This window comes from Methylobacterium sp. PvR107 (assembly GCF_017833295.1).
GTDB lineage: Bacteria > Pseudomonadota > Alphaproteobacteria > Rhizobiales > Beijerinckiaceae > Methylobacterium.
The window spans coordinates 5,904,177-5,917,952 of record NZ_JAFIBW010000001.1 but is presented as its reverse complement, the minus strand read 5'-3'; the positions used below and the strand labels follow the sequence as shown (position 1 = coordinate 5,917,952).

General features: G+C 64.9%; 18 protein-coding genes. 9 read left to right on the top strand and 9 right to left on the bottom strand.

Features of this window, described 5'->3' with window-relative positions; genetic code table 11:
• The first annotated feature begins 840 nt into the window (after nucleotides 1–840).
• Nucleotides 841–1,083 carry a DUF6522 family protein gene (locus tag JOE48_RS30605; protein ID WP_245252987.1) on the top strand — a complete coding sequence of 81 codons (243 nt, stop codon included), beginning with the start codon at nucleotides 841–843 and terminating at the stop codon, nucleotides 1,081–1,083.
• A gap of 74 nt (nucleotides 1,084–1,157) precedes the next feature.
• Complete coding sequence (locus tag JOE48_RS28070; RefSeq protein ID WP_210034827.1) at nucleotides 1,158–1,376, top strand: hypothetical protein; 219 nt, start codon at nucleotides 1,158–1,160, stop codon at nucleotides 1,374–1,376.
• Between the two features lie 7 nt (nucleotides 1,377–1,383).
• Here JOE48_RS28070 and JOE48_RS28065 read toward each other — a convergent pair whose 3' ends face one another.
• Nucleotides 1,384–1,929, bottom strand: a complete 546-nt coding sequence (locus JOE48_RS28065; RefSeq protein WP_210036101.1) for a recombinase family protein — start codon at nucleotides 1,927–1,929, stop codon at nucleotides 1,384–1,386.
• A gap of 674 nt (nucleotides 1,930–2,603) precedes the next feature.
• Here JOE48_RS28065 and JOE48_RS28060 point away from each other — a divergent pair.
• Both JOE48_RS28060 and JOE48_RS28055 read left to right on the top strand, forming a co-directional pair.
• Nucleotides 2,604–2,849, top strand: a complete 246-nt coding sequence (locus JOE48_RS28060; protein WP_210034826.1) for a hypothetical protein — start codon at nucleotides 2,604–2,606, stop codon at nucleotides 2,847–2,849.
• Between the two features lie 390 nt (nucleotides 2,850–3,239).
• Complete coding sequence (locus JOE48_RS28055) at nucleotides 3,240–3,536, top strand: hypothetical protein (RefSeq protein ID WP_210034825.1); 297 nt, start codon at nucleotides 3,240–3,242, stop codon at nucleotides 3,534–3,536.
• Nucleotides 3,537–3,915: 379 nt separating this feature from the next.
• Here the strand turns inward: JOE48_RS28055 and JOE48_RS28050 are convergent, their stop codons facing one another.
• The gene (locus tag JOE48_RS28050) at nucleotides 3,916–4,059 is read right to left on the bottom strand and encodes a hypothetical protein (RefSeq protein ID WP_210034824.1); all 144 of its coding nucleotides are present in this window, start codon (nucleotides 4,057–4,059) and stop codon (nucleotides 3,916–3,918) included.
• 604 nt (nucleotides 4,060–4,663) lie between these two features.
• Here JOE48_RS28050 and JOE48_RS28045 point away from each other — a divergent pair.
• Entirely contained in the window at nucleotides 4,664–4,921 is a 258-nt protein-coding gene (locus JOE48_RS28045) for a hypothetical protein (RefSeq protein WP_210034823.1), read from the top strand.
• 1,053 nt (nucleotides 4,922–5,974) lie between these two features.
• Here JOE48_RS28045 and JOE48_RS28040 read toward each other — a convergent pair.
• On the bottom strand, nucleotides 5,975–6,199 hold the full coding sequence (locus JOE48_RS28040; protein ID WP_210034822.1) for a hypothetical protein: 225 nt from the start codon (nucleotides 6,197–6,199) through the stop codon (nucleotides 5,975–5,977).
• Nucleotides 6,200–6,650: 451 nt separating this feature from the next.
• Between JOE48_RS28040 and JOE48_RS28035 the strand changes: the two genes are divergently transcribed.
• Complete coding sequence (locus JOE48_RS28035; protein WP_210034820.1) at nucleotides 6,651–6,878, top strand: hypothetical protein; 228 nt, start codon at nucleotides 6,651–6,653, stop codon at nucleotides 6,876–6,878.
• A gap of 17 nt (nucleotides 6,879–6,895) precedes the next feature.
• Here JOE48_RS28035 and JOE48_RS28030 read toward each other — a convergent pair whose 3' ends face one another.
• Nucleotides 6,896–7,087: a hypothetical protein gene (locus JOE48_RS28030; protein ID WP_210034819.1), complete on the bottom strand. Its 192-nt coding sequence runs from the start codon at nucleotides 7,085–7,087 to the stop codon at nucleotides 6,896–6,898.
• 245 nt (nucleotides 7,088–7,332) lie between these two features.
• Here JOE48_RS28030 and istA point away from each other — a divergent pair, with 245 nt between their 5' ends.
• Nucleotides 7,333–8,874, top strand: coding sequence for an IS21 family transposase (istA, locus tag JOE48_RS28025; protein WP_210034817.1), 1,542 nt, complete (start codon nucleotides 7,333–7,335; stop codon nucleotides 8,872–8,874).
• Nucleotides 8,875–8,883: 9 nt separating this feature from the next.
• Entirely contained in the window at nucleotides 8,884–9,630 is a 747-nt protein-coding gene (gene istB, locus JOE48_RS28020; RefSeq protein ID WP_210031503.1) for an IS21-like element helper ATPase IstB, read from the top strand.
• Between the two features lie 173 nt (nucleotides 9,631–9,803).
• On the opposite strand, the gene JOE48_RS28015 is transcribed toward istB, so the two are convergent.
• The 3 genes from JOE48_RS28015 to JOE48_RS28005 form a co-directional block, all read right to left on the bottom strand.
• Nucleotides 9,804–10,034: a hypothetical protein gene (locus tag JOE48_RS28015; RefSeq protein ID WP_210034815.1), complete on the bottom strand. Its 231-nt coding sequence runs from the start codon at nucleotides 10,032–10,034 to the stop codon at nucleotides 9,804–9,806.
• 30 nt (nucleotides 10,035–10,064) lie between these two features.
• The gene (locus JOE48_RS28010) at nucleotides 10,065–10,247 is read right to left on the bottom strand and encodes a hypothetical protein (protein ID WP_210034813.1); all 183 of its coding nucleotides are present in this window, start codon (nucleotides 10,245–10,247) and stop codon (nucleotides 10,065–10,067) included.
• 83 nt (nucleotides 10,248–10,330) lie between these two features.
• Nucleotides 10,331–10,549 (bottom strand): hypothetical protein, encoded by a 219-nt coding sequence (locus tag JOE48_RS28005; protein WP_210034811.1) that lies wholly within the window; start codon nucleotides 10,547–10,549, stop codon nucleotides 10,331–10,333.
• Between the two features lie 123 nt (nucleotides 10,550–10,672).
• Here JOE48_RS28005 and JOE48_RS28000 point away from each other — a divergent pair.
• Nucleotides 10,673–11,910 (top strand): IS3 family transposase gene (locus JOE48_RS28000; protein ID WP_210034809.1). Its coding sequence is split into 2 segments (ribosomal slippage): nucleotides 10,673–11,033 and nucleotides 11,033–11,910, totalling 1,239 coding nucleotides; the frame shifts between segments, so codons are not numbered across the junction.
• Nucleotides 11,911–11,961: 51 nt separating this feature from the next.
• Here JOE48_RS28000 and JOE48_RS27995 read toward each other — a convergent pair.
• Nucleotides 11,962–12,195 carry a hypothetical protein gene (locus JOE48_RS27995; protein WP_210034807.1) on the bottom strand — a complete coding sequence of 78 codons (234 nt, stop codon included), beginning with the start codon at nucleotides 12,193–12,195 and terminating at the stop codon, nucleotides 11,962–11,964.
• Nucleotides 12,196–12,654: 459 nt separating this feature from the next.
• Nucleotides 12,655–13,407: an IS6 family transposase gene (locus JOE48_RS27990; RefSeq protein WP_210034805.1), complete on the bottom strand. Its 753-nt coding sequence runs from the start codon at nucleotides 13,405–13,407 to the stop codon at nucleotides 12,655–12,657.
• Nucleotides 13,408–13,776 lie beyond the last annotated feature (369 nt).

Here is a 13,776-nt window from a genome sequence, read left to right as displayed (position 1 = left end):
TCGGGCTCTGCCCTCCTTGCGTCATCAGATCGGCGGTTCCTCTCATCTTGATTGACGCGCTGGTCTCATCCTGATTGCCGCGCTGCAAGGACGGAGGAACCGGGCGGATTGCCAATCAGCGCCAGGAACCTGCTGATGGGCTCCTAAAGGCTGTCCTTGAGCCGCCGATCGCGTGCTTACCGGGTCTCAACTGCGCGACAGCCTGACGCAATTTGTTACATATGTAGCTTTCCCAGCGTCGGTCACTCGGATCAATTGAGTGCGTCGGTGACCCGCAAGTTCTAGTAGTACCGTCCGGTACTGCAGCGAAACTTGAGAATTCACCGCTTGCGAGGGGCGCATCATGAACATGGAAGACGTTCCGATCTGGATGAAACGTTATATAAAACGGCGGATGGCTAGAGATGCCGAGCGAAAAGACAACGTTTCTGGGCTTTCGAGTAGCAGCTCAGCAAACCAAGGCCACGAATTCCGGTCAACACTTCCGAGTAACATTGTATTGTTTCCGGGAGCGCTGCGCCTGAGAATTCAACACATCAAATAGACATGACCAAAGCACATTGGCCGGCGCAGATGAAAGTCAATCTCTGCGCCGCCTAGTCGCGCAGTGGCGAACAAGCCGCAAACCCATTGCCCCCCTAGCTGAGCTGAGCAGGCAGCCGCGCCAGCACCCGCTGAACCTGCACGGCCTGCCACTGGCCCTTGCCGGTGGAGGTCTCGATCCCGCGCTCGTTCAGAGCGATAGTTCATCTCCGAATAACAGTCCGCCCCTCACCGCGCGGATGTGCTATTGACGGTATCAGCCTCGCATCTACTGCCAAGCTGTAGGAGGGCCACTCCATGCGGCTTAATATTGGTCAAAAGGGCGATTGGCTCGTTGATCCCCGCGATTTGTCCTCGCGCCTCGGTGTGAACCCAACAGAACTGAAGCGCCTGAACCGAACAGGCCGCCTCGACTCGCGAATAGCGTCTGGACATGGCGAGGACGAAGACCGAACTCTCATCACAATCCGCCTAGCTGAGCGAGGCTGGCGAGGCATCTTCGACCGCGCCGGTACGCTCGTTCGCGAAGAGATGTGGTAATCCGCGCGAACAGTTTGTCAGTCTATTCTGAAGATTGCCGCTCTGGCACGCTGTATGCCCAGCCGGGAGGTGTCGTGGAATACGCCTATATGATCCGCGCGATCCGCAGCGACGAGACCGTGCGGTTGCCCTGCGCCTCAGCATGGATAGCCCGGGAGAGATGCCATCTCTTCGAACAGCAAGACTGGGGCGTAGCCGTCTTCGACCTCAAGGGTGCTTTCGTGACGGGCGCGCGGTTGGAAGCCCTGGCGCAAGCTGAGTTCGATGCTGCAGTGAGGGGCGTGGAGCCCTGATTGCTGATCAGGCGTCGAGCCGCTCCAGCAACCGCGTGACCTGCGTGGTGCCCCACGTGTAGCTACCGCGAGGGGTCTCGATCCCGCGCTCCGTCAAGGCCTTGGCGATCCCGCGGGCGGATGTGATCCCATCGGCGCGGATCTCGGCGATGATGGGGGCGAGGTCCGTTGATCGGGCGTCCGCCTTGGCCTTCACAGCGGCTGTGCTGGCGGCGCGGGCGGCATCTGACGGGACCTGTCCGCGGTTGCCGCCCAGAACCTTCCCGCGGGCCTTGGCAGCCTGCAGAGCAGCTTTAGTGCGGGCACTGATCAGCCCGGCCTCCAGCTCGGCCACCGCCACCATCTGGTTGAGCATGAACTTGCCGACAGGGCCCTCGATCTGCGGCAGGTCGCAGAACCTCACCTCGACGCCGCTCTCCAGCAGCCGGGACAGAAAGCTGACGGATCGGGTCAGCCGGTCGACCTTCGCAATTAGGATCGGGCAGCGGTGGGCACGGGCGGACGCGAGAGCCTTGTCCAGTTCAGGTCGAGCGTCGTTGCGCCCGCTCTCGATCTCCTACTCCATGGTTAGCGGCAGAGCCGATTGAGCATTGGCGATAGAGGGATGATCAATACTTAAGCTTCACCGGCCCCACATTCCAACTCTATGGGTGCAAAACATAGTACTTTTTTATACGAATTACAAATTCTAAATCAATTTATCTGAGAGCACGAAAATAAATTTTACCATAAAAATTAATGTACATTATGCACCTCCGTTTGAGCAATATCGGAGGGTGGAGCATGCCGGTCTAGCGCTCGGCACATTCATAGTTCCGGCGCAGATAGATGAGCACGTTAATACGATATGCCCTCAGTTTAGGAAAGATATTACGATGACTATGGTTAAAAAGCTTCCAGCATGGCTTTTACGTCGTGGATACAGTGATCGTCTAAAGCAGCGCATAGCTACGATGCATTCCCGGGAACATTATGCCCAGACTGGAGTGCCGGAGTTGTTCTTACCTGAGGAGCAATTTCTGGGCGAGAATGTACTCCTCTTCCCTCTGAGACATCTTGTTGGGCACCCTCACGCGGCCTGAAACCGGCCGACCCTGGCGTGGTCCGCCGCACGCTCGATGCCCGGCTGGCGCAGGGCCAGGAGCCCACCAAGGCGGCTGTGCGACGAATGGACGGTTCCCAGGCCGAACCATTCCTGTAGGCTTCCGGCTGGGCGGGAGCTGAGCCATGGGCGAGCCGACCGAAGACGACGTGCTGGCACGTGCCAAGCGCACCTTCATCGCGAAGAACCACGATGATCGCGCCTGGGATGCCGGCTTCACTGAACGGGAAGCCCGCCAGGGCCACAGCGTCGCCTGCCAGACGGAGCTTGAGCGCGAGGAGTACCTTGAGCAGGCGCGCCATGAGCTTCGCACCAGTTCACCATCCGAGCGAACAGACCGCGGCAAGGCGAGGCGCAAGGGTATCGAGTAGCAGGCCTACAGGCGGGCTTTTTCTGCTGCCGTGCGTGTCCCGCAGCACATCGAGCCGGCGAGCTTGAGCATAGATCTCTCTCCAACGACGGCAGCCGCCGCCCATCCCGTGGAGATCGTCATGTCCCTCTCATCCCGCCTCGTCCTGCTCAGCGGTGTCGTCGTCCCGGCCGGCGCCTTGCTCGTTGGTGCATATGTCGCCCTCGTCAGCCTTGCGCTGCCGATGCACTTCGCCTGAGCCTGTAGAGTATCTGGGGAAATCCCTAGATGCTCCCGTCACCGTGCATAGAACACAGTGTTCGGCTCCGCGCGCCAATCAGGATCACCGGAGCAACGTACTATTAACCATATCAGTCGACCCTTGCCGTATCAGCGAAGCGGCGAGGGTTCTATGGCGACGTCACCCCGACCAACGGCGGCGTTCCTGGCGCGGTACCCGGTGCCGATCGAACTGGTTTCGGCCCTCTACCGCGCGGACGATGGCGAGCGCGGCCGCCTGCTGTCCGCCTTGCCGGAACACGGACGAGCGCGGCTGGCCGCCTATTGTGCGGAGACGGAGCGGCTACAGCCCCTTGGCCTGCGGGTGGCGTCCACCTGCGCCGAGGCGAGCTTGGTTCGGGCCGCTGGCGCCGCGATCGGCGCCAGCCTGTTCGCTCGGTCGCGGATCGACGCAGCAACGGCGCACTGAACGGCCATGCTGACGGCCAGCAATCAGACCTGCGAGGTGAAGGTGGAGGGGACGTGGCGCTCCACTACCCTTGTGGAGGCGCGCGGCCTGTACAGCATGGTGCCGAAGCGATGCCCCGCCTGCCATGGCCAGGTAATTGTTTCCGGCAGCTACATCGGTGCGGGCCGTCTGAACCTGCAGCACCGCCGGTCACATACCGGCTGTCCGATCAAGTCCGAGACGTACAGCGGCAGACCATCACCGCATCCCCAGGCACTTACCTGACAGGCAGCGCTGCCCCGCCGCCCGATCTGATCACGGGCTGGCGGGGCGTGCCGTGGTTCGCACGGCCTGAGCCAGATACGCGACGCGGCTCGGAAGGCAGGATGGCCGCAGGAGGTTAGCCGGCCGTGACGCGGGCGGGCTTGGTGCTGTGCCGGAATAGACTGCGTAGGAGCCGGAAGGGCAGGCGTACCAGCCTGTAGAGGGCGTGGGCAGCCATGACGGCTAGGACGGCGACAACCGCCAGGATCGTGTTCAGCATCGCGGGTACTCCGGGCGGCACGAACACGGGGCCGCCTCCCCATTGCGCTCAGGAGGCGCGCCGAACGCGGCGGGATTATGAGGCGGTTCTCGGCGCACCTCGGCCGCCGATGGCACCTGCTGTTTCTTGGGGATAACCGCAAAAACAGCCTAGCGACCTGGCCACATTTGGCCGTTTCTATCAGGCGCCTCTGGTGGAGCCTATGGCCCACAGCTGACAACAAGCGCCGCCAGCATCCACCGCACGTCGTAACCGCCTGAACGGGCGGTTTTTTGTGCCCGCAGGGTCGTGCGCCAGCCGCGCACGCGCCCGGCCTTTCCCTGTCTTCACCCTGCACCGTTCGCCCCCGCCTGCCGTCCTCGGCCGGCGGGCGCTCGCGCGTGCGCAACCCAGTGAGCATCGTGATGACAACGGCCCCTGCTATCCCCGCTGAGCCACCCCTTCTCCTCGGGCTCGCAGCTATCGCCGGGTTCCTCGGCATGACCCCGCGTCAGCTTCGCCAGATCGCATCAAAGGGCGATGTCCCCCTGTTCAAGCTGAAGCGCTCTGGCCTCCTGGCCGCTCGGCCCGAGAAGTGACTTTCCGGCCTCGGACGATGGGTGAGATGGCGCGGCCCCTTTTTGAGCACCTGGTGCTGCCGTGCGTCGTCGCGGGCGCCCCGGCAGGCTGGTCGCCGCTCAAGCACGGCACCCGCCCCAGCGACGTGCTGCGGGCGCTTGATGCTCTCGAAGTCCGGGCGAACGTGCCTCGGCCCGAGCCTGAGGTTCGCGTCGAGCGCCGGCCGCTCGAGCGCGCTCGCGACGTGCGGACGAACCCCGAGCGGGCGCCGACCGCGGTGGTCGATCTTCTGCGGTCAATCTGATGGCTCGCCGCCGCCGACCGCCGGCCGGCTATGTGCTGCAGCTCCGCGGCGGCGCTTCCGCCAGGCCAGTTACGCGGGTTTTGAAGCGCGTTCGGTTCTATGCCGATCAGCGGGGCGAAATCCACTTGGCCCTCTGCGAGCATGAGGGGACGCGGGCGAGGGGGCGGCAGCCGCTGTACCTACATCTCTATAACGAAACGGTCGGGCCGGTGCGGGGCAACTCGAAGCCTGCCGCGCTGAATGCAATACAGCTCGCCGCCTTCATCGAGAAGCTATAATATCTTCACGCTGAGATGACGTCCTTGAGGCCGAAGATATTAACCAATGAGTTTCCGAGTACAGCTATTGCGCCCGGCACTACTTGCGGGGGTCCATGACGGCGCCGCGGCCCGCCGAAAAACGGGAAGTTCGTCTCCGCACCCGCGAGCAGTTCAACGGTCAAGACGAGCGTGGCCGCATCCATTCCATGAACGAGAGTGTGATGCTGATGGTGATCGGACAGGCTTGATGGCGCGCGTATCCGCAGATCGACAGCCAGCGGGAAGCCGGGTCGGCCTTGAGCCAGACCCGGTTCACCGCCTCGGTCCTGAGTGGGATCGCGCCTCCAGATCTTACCGGGCCGCTGGCGCTGTGGTGCTTCCGCCGGCGCCGACGCCCGGCCGCGCGGTTCCAGTACCCGGCACTGTCGCAGCACCAGCTGCGCCTGTGGTCGAGCCGGTGGTCCGCTCTTCCATCTTCTCGGAGTTGCTCTTCACCGAGCCCGGGTTGTTCATATTGCCCTCAGTGCGACCGCCGCCAGCTGGCGTTTGAGCGTAGGCGGCGCCGGTCAGAGCAACAGCAAGAGCAGCCGCAAGGCTGAATGTCTTCGCGTTCATAAGCGTTTCCTCAATCGTCCTGTATTTCGGACTCGTAAATCAACGCCGTCATTTGCATATTCGTTCAACGGATATTTTGGGACAAAATTTTATGAACATTCACGAGAGCTCGCAATTTATACAGGTCGTCATCCCGCCGGCGGATCCGATCGCGCCGCCCGTGAAGCGGCCGCCGAGCTCACGGACGCTGGCCCGGCTTCAGGGGAAAGCTGAGGCGACTGATCGTGATGCTGCTGCCGCCCGGGTCGTACGCGCCCTGGTCCAGCCCGGGCTGAAGCCGCCGGCCGGGAAGCTGTTTGACGTCGACGTCGGCGCTCTCGTGATCCGCGGCCCGGCCGGCGGCCTCGGCATCAGCGAGCGCCTGGCGCGCACTCTCACGCCTCTGGCTGCTGGCGAGCGGCATCCTGCAGCTGCTCTTGTGGCTGCGGGGACCTGGCGGGACGAGGCGGCGCTTCGTGAGGCCCTCGCCGGGCTAGGGGGGAAGCTGGCCGCCGTGGGCCTGCGGATCGACCGTAGGAAGGCCGGCCTGAGGATGTCGAAGTTGCACCCGCCCAAGACGGACGCAGTAGCAATGCGCTAACCTTCCAACGCCATGCTTGCCTCAGCGACCGGGCCAAGACTCGAACGCCTTCAGAGCAGCGCACCGGCTCCAAAGAAAGGGCCCCCTGGTTTGCGGTCTCGACGGCGAAGTCGCAGCTGAGGCCCGCCCCCATCCCCCGGTGGGCGGGCCTCATGCGTTTATCAAGCACGCGCAGTCGTGAGGCTATAGAGACAGATCCGTAACCAAACCGCCGAATGATCGCCGCAGGCTGGCGTTAGGCACAAGCGCTTCCGCGTTTGACCGGAGCGAGAGCATGACGCGAGCCGACCTCGACAAGCGCGCCGAGCTGACCGTGTGGCCCAGCCAGGGCCCGGCACACGTCGCGCAGGGTCATCAGTTCCTGACGTTACGAGAGGCACTTGCTGCGGCGGCCGAGGCCATGGACGCCGAGGACGCACAGCCCTGGATCATTACCGAGGACGGCGACATCCTCTCGCCGCGCTGGATCCGGGCGAAGGTAGCCGCAGGACGCTTGCAGTAATCGTAGCTCAGACCGCCTTAGGCAGCCAGGACTCCACGGTTACGTACGGCATCGGGCAGGCGACGTGTCCGCCGAACCCGAGCCGACACGCGCAGGAAAGTCAGGAAGTTCTCTGCCTCATCGACGCTCATCCCGCTCGCAATGGGGCGATGGTCCTGCACGACCATGTGAGTGCCGTCGCCGGCGAGCTTCACGCTGATCCTCGCCATGCGCCTCTCCTCGAAGGATCTTTGGAGGCACCTGGGATGTAAAGGACGCCCTAATTGCGTGTTCCGGTCGAAGGTGATGATGGATTCCGGTCGAAGGTGATGGAGGTTTCCGGCGCAAGGTGATGACGTTTCCGGTCGAAGATGATGGCCGGTTCCGGTGAACGCGATGGCGGCGCGACCGCCTTTCCTGCTGGCAGTCTGCAACCCTGGGTTCACGCTCGGCTCCTCAGCCCGAAGGAGCCGCGATGCCCGCCCCGAGACTGCTTATGCGCCACCTGCGTGATCTCCTGCGCCTGCGTCTGGCCAACGGCCTCTCCCAAGAGGCCATCGCACGCAGCCTCGGGCTGGGTCAGGGCACGGTCAGCAACTATCTCCGCCGCGCCCGTCGCGCCGGTCTAACCGCTTGGCCGCTGCCCGAGGATCTCGACGATGCGCGGCTCGAGGCGCTGCTGTTCCCGCCCCCACCCGATCTGCCGGCCGACGAACGGCCGCGGCCAGACTGGGGCGAGGTGCATCGCGAGCTGCGCCGGCCCGACGTCACGCTCACCCTGCTGTGGGAGGAGTACCGTGCCCGTGCCCCCGATGGCTTCGGCTACTCCTGGTTCTGCGACCTCTACAAAGCCTGGGCCGGCCACCTCAAGCCGACACTGCGCCAGGTCCATGTGGCCGGTGAGCGCCTGTTCGTCGATTACGCCGGACGCACGATGCCCATCCACGACCCCGAGACCGGGGCCGTGCACGCCGCGCAGGTCTTCGTGGCCGTGCTCGGAGCCTCGAACTACACCTATGCCGAAGCTACCCTCACGCAGTCACTGCCGGATTGGATCGGCGCGCATGCCCGGGCGCTCGCCTTCCTCGGCGGGGCGCCCCGTCAGATCGTCAGCGACAACCTGAAGGCCGGCGTCACGCGGGCCTGCTTCCACGAACCGATGGTCAACCGCACCTATGCGGACCTGGCTCGGCACTATGGGGCGGCCATCCTGCCGGCGCGCCCCTACAAGCCCCGTGACAAAGCCAAGGTCGAGGTCGGCGTCCAGGTTGTCGGCCGCTGGATCCTGGCGCGCCTGCGCCACCGCCGCTTCTTCTCGCTTGCCGCACTCAACGCCGCGATCGGCGAGCTCCTGATCGACTTGAATGCGCGTCCCTTGCGGGGCTGGGGACGCTCCCGGCGAGCCCTGTTCGACGATCTCGACCGGCCGGCGCTGACGCCGCTGCCGGACGAGCCTTACGCCTATGCCGAGTGGAAGCGCTGCCGGGTCGGGCTCGACTACCATGTCGAGATCGCCCGCCACTTCTACAGCGTGCCCTTCGGCCTGCTGCGCCAGGAGGTCGAGGCCCGCATCACCACGAGCACCGTCGAGCTGTTCCATCGCGGCACGCGCGTCGCCTCGCACCTGCGCTCGACCCGTCCGCATCGGCAAACCACGCTGCCCGAGCACATGCCCAGTTCACACCGGCGCTATCGCGACTGGACGCTCGAGCGCATCGGGCGTGAGGCCGCCCGGATCGGTCCGGATGCGGCCAGTCTCATCGCGGTGATTCTGCGCACGCGGCCTCACCCGGAGCAGGGCTTCCGCTCCGCCATCGGCATCATCGGCCTGGTCAAGCGCTACGGGGCCGAGCGGGTCGATGCGGCGTGCGCGCGGGCGCTTTGCCTGAACACGCGCTCCTACACCTCGGTGGCCGCGATCCTGACGAACCGGTCCGAGGCGAAGGCTCTGCCCACCACGGACGACACCCCCGTCCTGGTCCACGCCAACATCCGCGGCCCCGACTACTACCATTGAGGAGAGACCATGCTGATCCATCCCACCGCCGAGCGCCTGCGCGGGCTCGGTCTCAGCGCCATGGCTGACGCGCTGCTGGAGTTGCAGAACAACCCGCAAGCCGCTGAGCTGCCGCATGCCGACTGGCTCGGCTTGCTCGTCGACCGGGAGGCGAGCGTGCGCGACAACCGCCGCTTGGCGCGCCGGCTGCAGGTCGCCAAGCTGCGCCAGGCCGCGGCCGTCGAGAACGTGGACTACCGCACGCCGCGCGGGCTCGACCGCTCCCTGTTCCAGGCGCTCGCGACGGGGGCATGGATCCGTGAGCATCGCCACGTCGCGATCACCGGCCCGACCGGCACGGGCAAGAGTTGGCTGGCCTGCGCGCTCGGCCACAAGGCCTGCCGCGACGGGATCTCGGTTGTCTACCGGCGCGCGCCGCGCCTGTTTGCCGACCTCGCCCAGGCGCGCGGCGAGGGCCGGCTGGCGCGGTTCATGACCCAGATCGAACGCACGCAGTTGATCATCATCGACGATTGGGGACCCGAGCCGCTCACCGCCGAGCAGAGGCGCGACCTTCTGGAGATCGTCGACGACCGCTACGATCGCGGCTCGCTGCTGATCACCAGCCAAGTTCCGATCTCAGCTTGGCACGACGTCGTGGGTGACCCCACCTTGGCCGACGCGATCTTGGACCGTGTTCTTCACACCGCCCATCGCATCGAGCTCCGGGGCGAGAGCCTGCGCAAACGCGGCGCACGGGAGACGAACGAGGCTTGAACGACCTTGACCGGCACGACTCTGCCGGCGCACACAACAACCGTCAGTGAGAGAGGCAGTCGCGTCGCCGATCGAGCCCGTCCTGGGGGCGTCCTCGGCCATCACGAACGCCGGAACCGATGATCACCATCGGCCGGAACAGCCCATCACCTTCACCGGAATACGCACCCTAATCAAACAACGACATCGGAGGCGTGAAGTTCGCTCTCTCGATTGCGCCGCGCCCGTAGTGCTCGCCGTGATCGCGTGAGTACGAAGTAGGCGGTTAGGGCCGTGCCGTTGATGCAGAGTGCCCAGCCGTAGCTGTTGAGTGCCTGCCCGTACATCGGCTGTCCGATGGTTCCGAAGCCGACGCATGCGCCAAAGATGGCGAGACCCGCGAATAGGAGAGCGAAGGACAGCATGACCACCTCCCACCAAGAAACGGGAAGCACCTACAGGTCGAAGAGGCGGACAAATTCATAGGGCGTGTACTGCACGCCCTCCCCGTCCGCGATCAGCACGTCGGCGTAGCCGGTGCGGATCAGCTCGGCTGCCCTCTCCAGAGCGCCGATCGCTGTGTCGCAGTCGATGAGGGTCGGGCCCCTCAAGCTCAAGCCGGTGACGATGAAGGTCATACCGACCTCCGTCTGCTAGGTGCGCCCCGTGGTTCAAAATACGCCTGTCCGCGGGCTTTCACTATTGCGTTGAGAGCAGGCCGCTACGACCGATGGCAGCCGACTATCGCAAGGCATCGCCTGAGCTTGGCTTCCAGCCCGTCCAGCTCACGCACCACCTTCGAAGCGGATTGCCACGCCTGATGCGCTGACCCGTCTTGTTCGTCCTTGAGGCCGTGCTTGGCGCAGCGTTCCGCGTCCATGGCGTGCTTCAACGCCCGCTCTACGGCGCCGAGTGCGTCTCGGATCTCAGCCTCTGTCATCACAGGCTCCCGTTCGCAATGCCGCCCGGCCGCATGATGCGAATGGACGGGTCGATCCGCTTGAACCGCACCCCGTTTTGACCGGACAGGCGGCATAGCTCACGAAGGCATAGGCGTTGGCCTATGGGTAAGGCTATGTCATCCGATCCGATCGCCCCGCCGGTGCACGGCGAGATCCTGACCGGCGTTCAGCGTCGACGGCGCTGGTCCACCACCGAGAAGATCCGCCTCGTCGAGGAGAGCCAGCAGCCCGGCTCGTCCGTGTCGTTCGTCGCCCGCCGCTACGGCATCTCGCCCAGCCTGCTGTTCTCGTGGAAGCGGCGCATGCTGGAGGGTGGCCATCAGGCCGTGCACGCCGACGAGGAGGTCGTCGGCACCAGCCGGGTGCGCGAGTTGGAGCGGCGCGTGCGCGACCTCGAACGCCTGCTCGGGCGCAAGACCATGGAGGTCGAGATCCTGAAGGAGGCGCTCGACCTCGCGCGCACAAAAAAACCGACCTTGCCGCTCAGCTCCTGGGGCGGTTCGACGGGCGGTTCGCGGTGAAGGCGGTCGCCGACACGCTCGGCGTGGCCCGCTCCCACCTGGCCGAGCGCCTGAGTCGACCTGCTCGGCCGCGCGGCCTCTACTACAAGCCTGAGGATGCGCAGTTGCTGCCGACCATCCGCGCGATCGTCGATGCCCGCCCGAGCTACGGCTATCGCCGCGTCACCGCACTGGTGAACCGGGCACTGCGCTCGCGCGGCGAGGCAAGCGTCAATGCCAAGCGGGTGCTGCGCATCCTGCAGGCGAACGGGCTCACCCTCGCGCCGCACACTGCCCGCCGGCCCGGCCGTACCCACGACGGTGTAGTCGTGGCGCTGCGCTCGAACGTGCGCTGGTGCTCGGACCACCTCGAACTGCGCTGCCGGGACGGTGCGGTCGTCCGCGTGCTGTTTGCCATCGATGCCTGCGACCGCGAGATCATGGCGTGGTCGGCGACCACGACGGGCGTCTCGGCCAAGATGGTCAGTGACCTGATGATCGCCTGCTGCGAGAGCCGGTTCGGCGCGACGAAGACCCCGCACCCGGTCGAGTGGCTGTCCGACAACGGCTCTGCTTACATCGCCAAGGAGACAGCGCAGACGGCCGCCGCGCTCGGCCTACGGCTGCTGTTCACCCCGGTGCGCTCGCCGCAGAGCAACGGCATCGCGGAGGCATTCGTGAAGACGCTCAAGCGCGACTACGCCCGCCTCGCCATCTTGGTCGACGCCGAGACCGTGATGCGGCTTTTGCCGGCTTGGTTCGAGGACTACAACACCATCCACCCGCACTCCGGACTGCGCATGCTCTCGCCCCGAGAGTTCCTCAGCCGGAGCGCCTAAACCCGCCCCGCTGCCTGTCCGGTCAAACAGGGTGCACTCCACCGCTGCCCTTTAGCAGTCTCGATCCAGCCACACCTCTCCCAGGCGCAGCGACCAGATCACGTGCCCTGCAGGGTCGGTGAGGTAGATCGAGTTTGTGCCCGTGCCGACCATGTCGACGTTGATTCGTTTGGCCATTTTGATGGCCTCGTCAGCATTCCCAGCCATGATGCTTTCCTCGCGCGCGGGTGCGTCGAGTGTTCCGTCAAGGTGCCGCAGGGCTACACAGAATCGATAGAGGTGCATCGGACTAACAGACTGTTCGTCTGCTGATACCGCTCGCGCCGAATCTCGGGACTCACATTGGTTAAGGTCGCCCGCTGCCTCTCGGCAGCCTTCTTCGGTCCCGCTAGCCGCGAGGCTCCAGAATCGGGCATGTTCTTTCGGAAGCCTGAGCCAGCCGCTCGCCGTTCATGCGAGCGAAGCGGCTGGTTCAGGCATTTACCGTGCGCGCCGCGGGCGGGCTTGTACGTTTCGGGGCTGTCAGACGCCTGTTTCCGGCTTGGGGACGGCTTGTTGATGAGCCTCTGAGAACTTCGACAGCCGTGGCGTTCGCACCTGTGCCCCCTATGCTGCCGAAACCCACATGGCTCGCCCGGGGTAGGCGCAGGCGCAGCCAGGCGGCCCATTCGCGGCTGGCGATCCGGACGGGGCTTGTCGCAAGCTCTGGTATAGGCCGCAGGAAGGACCAGAACTGCCTCGGTTTCAGACTTCGTTAACCTTTTGAAGTCCGAAGCAGACCCCAAGCAGCCGGTTCTGTTCGCGCACGGTCCACGCACCGGCAAAGCCGAAGCCCTTGCGCAGCCAGAGCATGGCTTCGAAGCCGCAGATCGTGCGCCGGGCCGTGTTGAAGGAGCGGAACCCGCCGACCCGCGGCATCGCTCGCTTGACCCGGAAGTGGTCGCTCTCGATGCCCTGCTGCAGATGCTTGGTGACGTAGTGGGTCGGCGTCCGGGGTAGCAGGCCCTCGTCCCGGCTCTGGGCGATGGCCGGTGGGTAGGTGCCGGCGCCATCGGTGCCGATGCGATCTGGGGCGAGCAGCGGCTGATCTTGGAGCATCTTGCGGAAGAACCGCTTGGCGGCATGTAGGTCGCGGTTGGCCGTGAGCAGGAAGTCGGCCGCCTCGCCGTACTTGTCGATGGCTCGGTAGAGGTAGCGCCACTGGCCGCGAACCTTGATGTAGGTCTCATCGATCCGCACCGAGCCGCAGTGCGGCCGACGGAACTGGCGTAGCCGCTTCTCGATCAGCGGCGCGTAGGCGAGCACCCAGCGGTTCAGGGTGGAGTGATCCACCTCCAAGCCGCGTTCCAGGAACAGCTCCTCGATGTCGCGGTAGCTGAGTGGGTAACGCAGGTACCAGGACACCGCCTGGACGATCAGCGCCGCCTCGAAGTGCCGGCCCCTGAAGTCGGCCTTGGCGCGCTGTTTGAGCTTGGCGGCGATGGCGTGGAGGATCATGGGCCGGCTCCAAGGCGGAGGCGGCAAGCTGGGCGGGTATGGCTAACGAGCCGTGAACCTCAGCGCATTCGCGGTTGCGACACGCCCGTTCAGAGCCGACGGCGGTGTACTAACCAGCGGCCATCGTTCTCGCCGCCACGAACACGGGTCGCGAACGCCAGTTCGGATCCCGATTGGTCCGCCCAACCAAGAGGCCAGTACAACCGGTTTCACTGATGCAACGCATAGGCCGACCCATCGGCCGGGGTTGATCTCTGCTACACCGGACTGCTACACCGTGGGGGCAGGGGCCCTTTCTAAGTCATTGATTTTATAGGCATCGGCAGGCTCGGACGATTGTCCCGCTCCCTCCGCCATTATCACCAGCCA

Excerpts from the sequence above, each read along its gene's own strand:
- istA (WP_210034817.1), top strand. The coding sequence starts at position 7,333 with ATGCCCGCCCCGAGACTGCTTATGCGCCACCTGCGTGATCTCCTGCGC.
- JOE48_RS28040 (WP_210034822.1), bottom strand. The coding sequence starts at position 6,199 with ATGCCGCTCGCCAGCAGCCAGAGGCGTGAGAGTGCGCGCCAGGCGCTC.
- JOE48_RS30605 (WP_245252987.1), top strand. The coding sequence starts at position 841 with ATGCGGCTTAATATTGGTCAAAAGGGCGATTGGCTCGTTGATCCCCGC.
- JOE48_RS28015 (WP_210034815.1), bottom strand. The coding sequence starts at position 10,034 with ATGCTGTCCTTCGCTCTCCTATTCGCGGGTCTCGCCATCTTTGGCGCA.
- JOE48_RS28035 (WP_210034820.1), top strand. The coding sequence starts at position 6,651 with ATGACGCGAGCCGACCTCGACAAGCGCGCCGAGCTGACCGTGTGGCCC.
- JOE48_RS28055 (WP_210034825.1), top strand. The coding sequence starts at position 3,240 with ATGGCGACGTCACCCCGACCAACGGCGGCGTTCCTGGCGCGGTACCCG.
- JOE48_RS27995 (WP_210034807.1), bottom strand. The coding sequence starts at position 12,195 with ATGCACCTCTATCGATTCTGTGTAGCCCTGCGGCACCTTGACGGAACA.
- JOE48_RS28030 (WP_210034819.1), bottom strand. The coding sequence starts at position 7,087 with ATGGCGAGGATCAGCGTGAAGCTCGCCGGCGACGGCACTCACATGGTC.
- istB (WP_210031503.1), top strand. The coding sequence starts at position 8,884 with ATGCTGATCCATCCCACCGCCGAGCGCCTGCGCGGGCTCGGTCTCAGC.
- JOE48_RS28010 (WP_210034813.1), bottom strand. The coding sequence starts at position 10,247 with ATGACCTTCATCGTCACCGGCTTGAGCTTGAGGGGCCCGACCCTCATC.
- JOE48_RS28005 (WP_210034811.1), bottom strand. The coding sequence starts at position 10,549 with ATGACAGAGGCTGAGATCCGAGACGCACTCGGCGCCGTAGAGCGGGCG.
- JOE48_RS28045 (WP_210034823.1), top strand. The coding sequence starts at position 4,664 with ATGGCGCGGCCCCTTTTTGAGCACCTGGTGCTGCCGTGCGTCGTCGCG.
- JOE48_RS28060 (WP_210034826.1), top strand. The coding sequence starts at position 2,604 with ATGGGCGAGCCGACCGAAGACGACGTGCTGGCACGTGCCAAGCGCACC.
- JOE48_RS27990 (WP_210034805.1), bottom strand. The coding sequence starts at position 13,407 with ATGATCCTCCACGCCATCGCCGCCAAGCTCAAACAGCGCGCCAAGGCC.
- JOE48_RS28050 (WP_210034824.1), bottom strand. The coding sequence starts at position 4,059 with ATGCTGAACACGATCCTGGCGGTTGTCGCCGTCCTAGCCGTCATGGCT.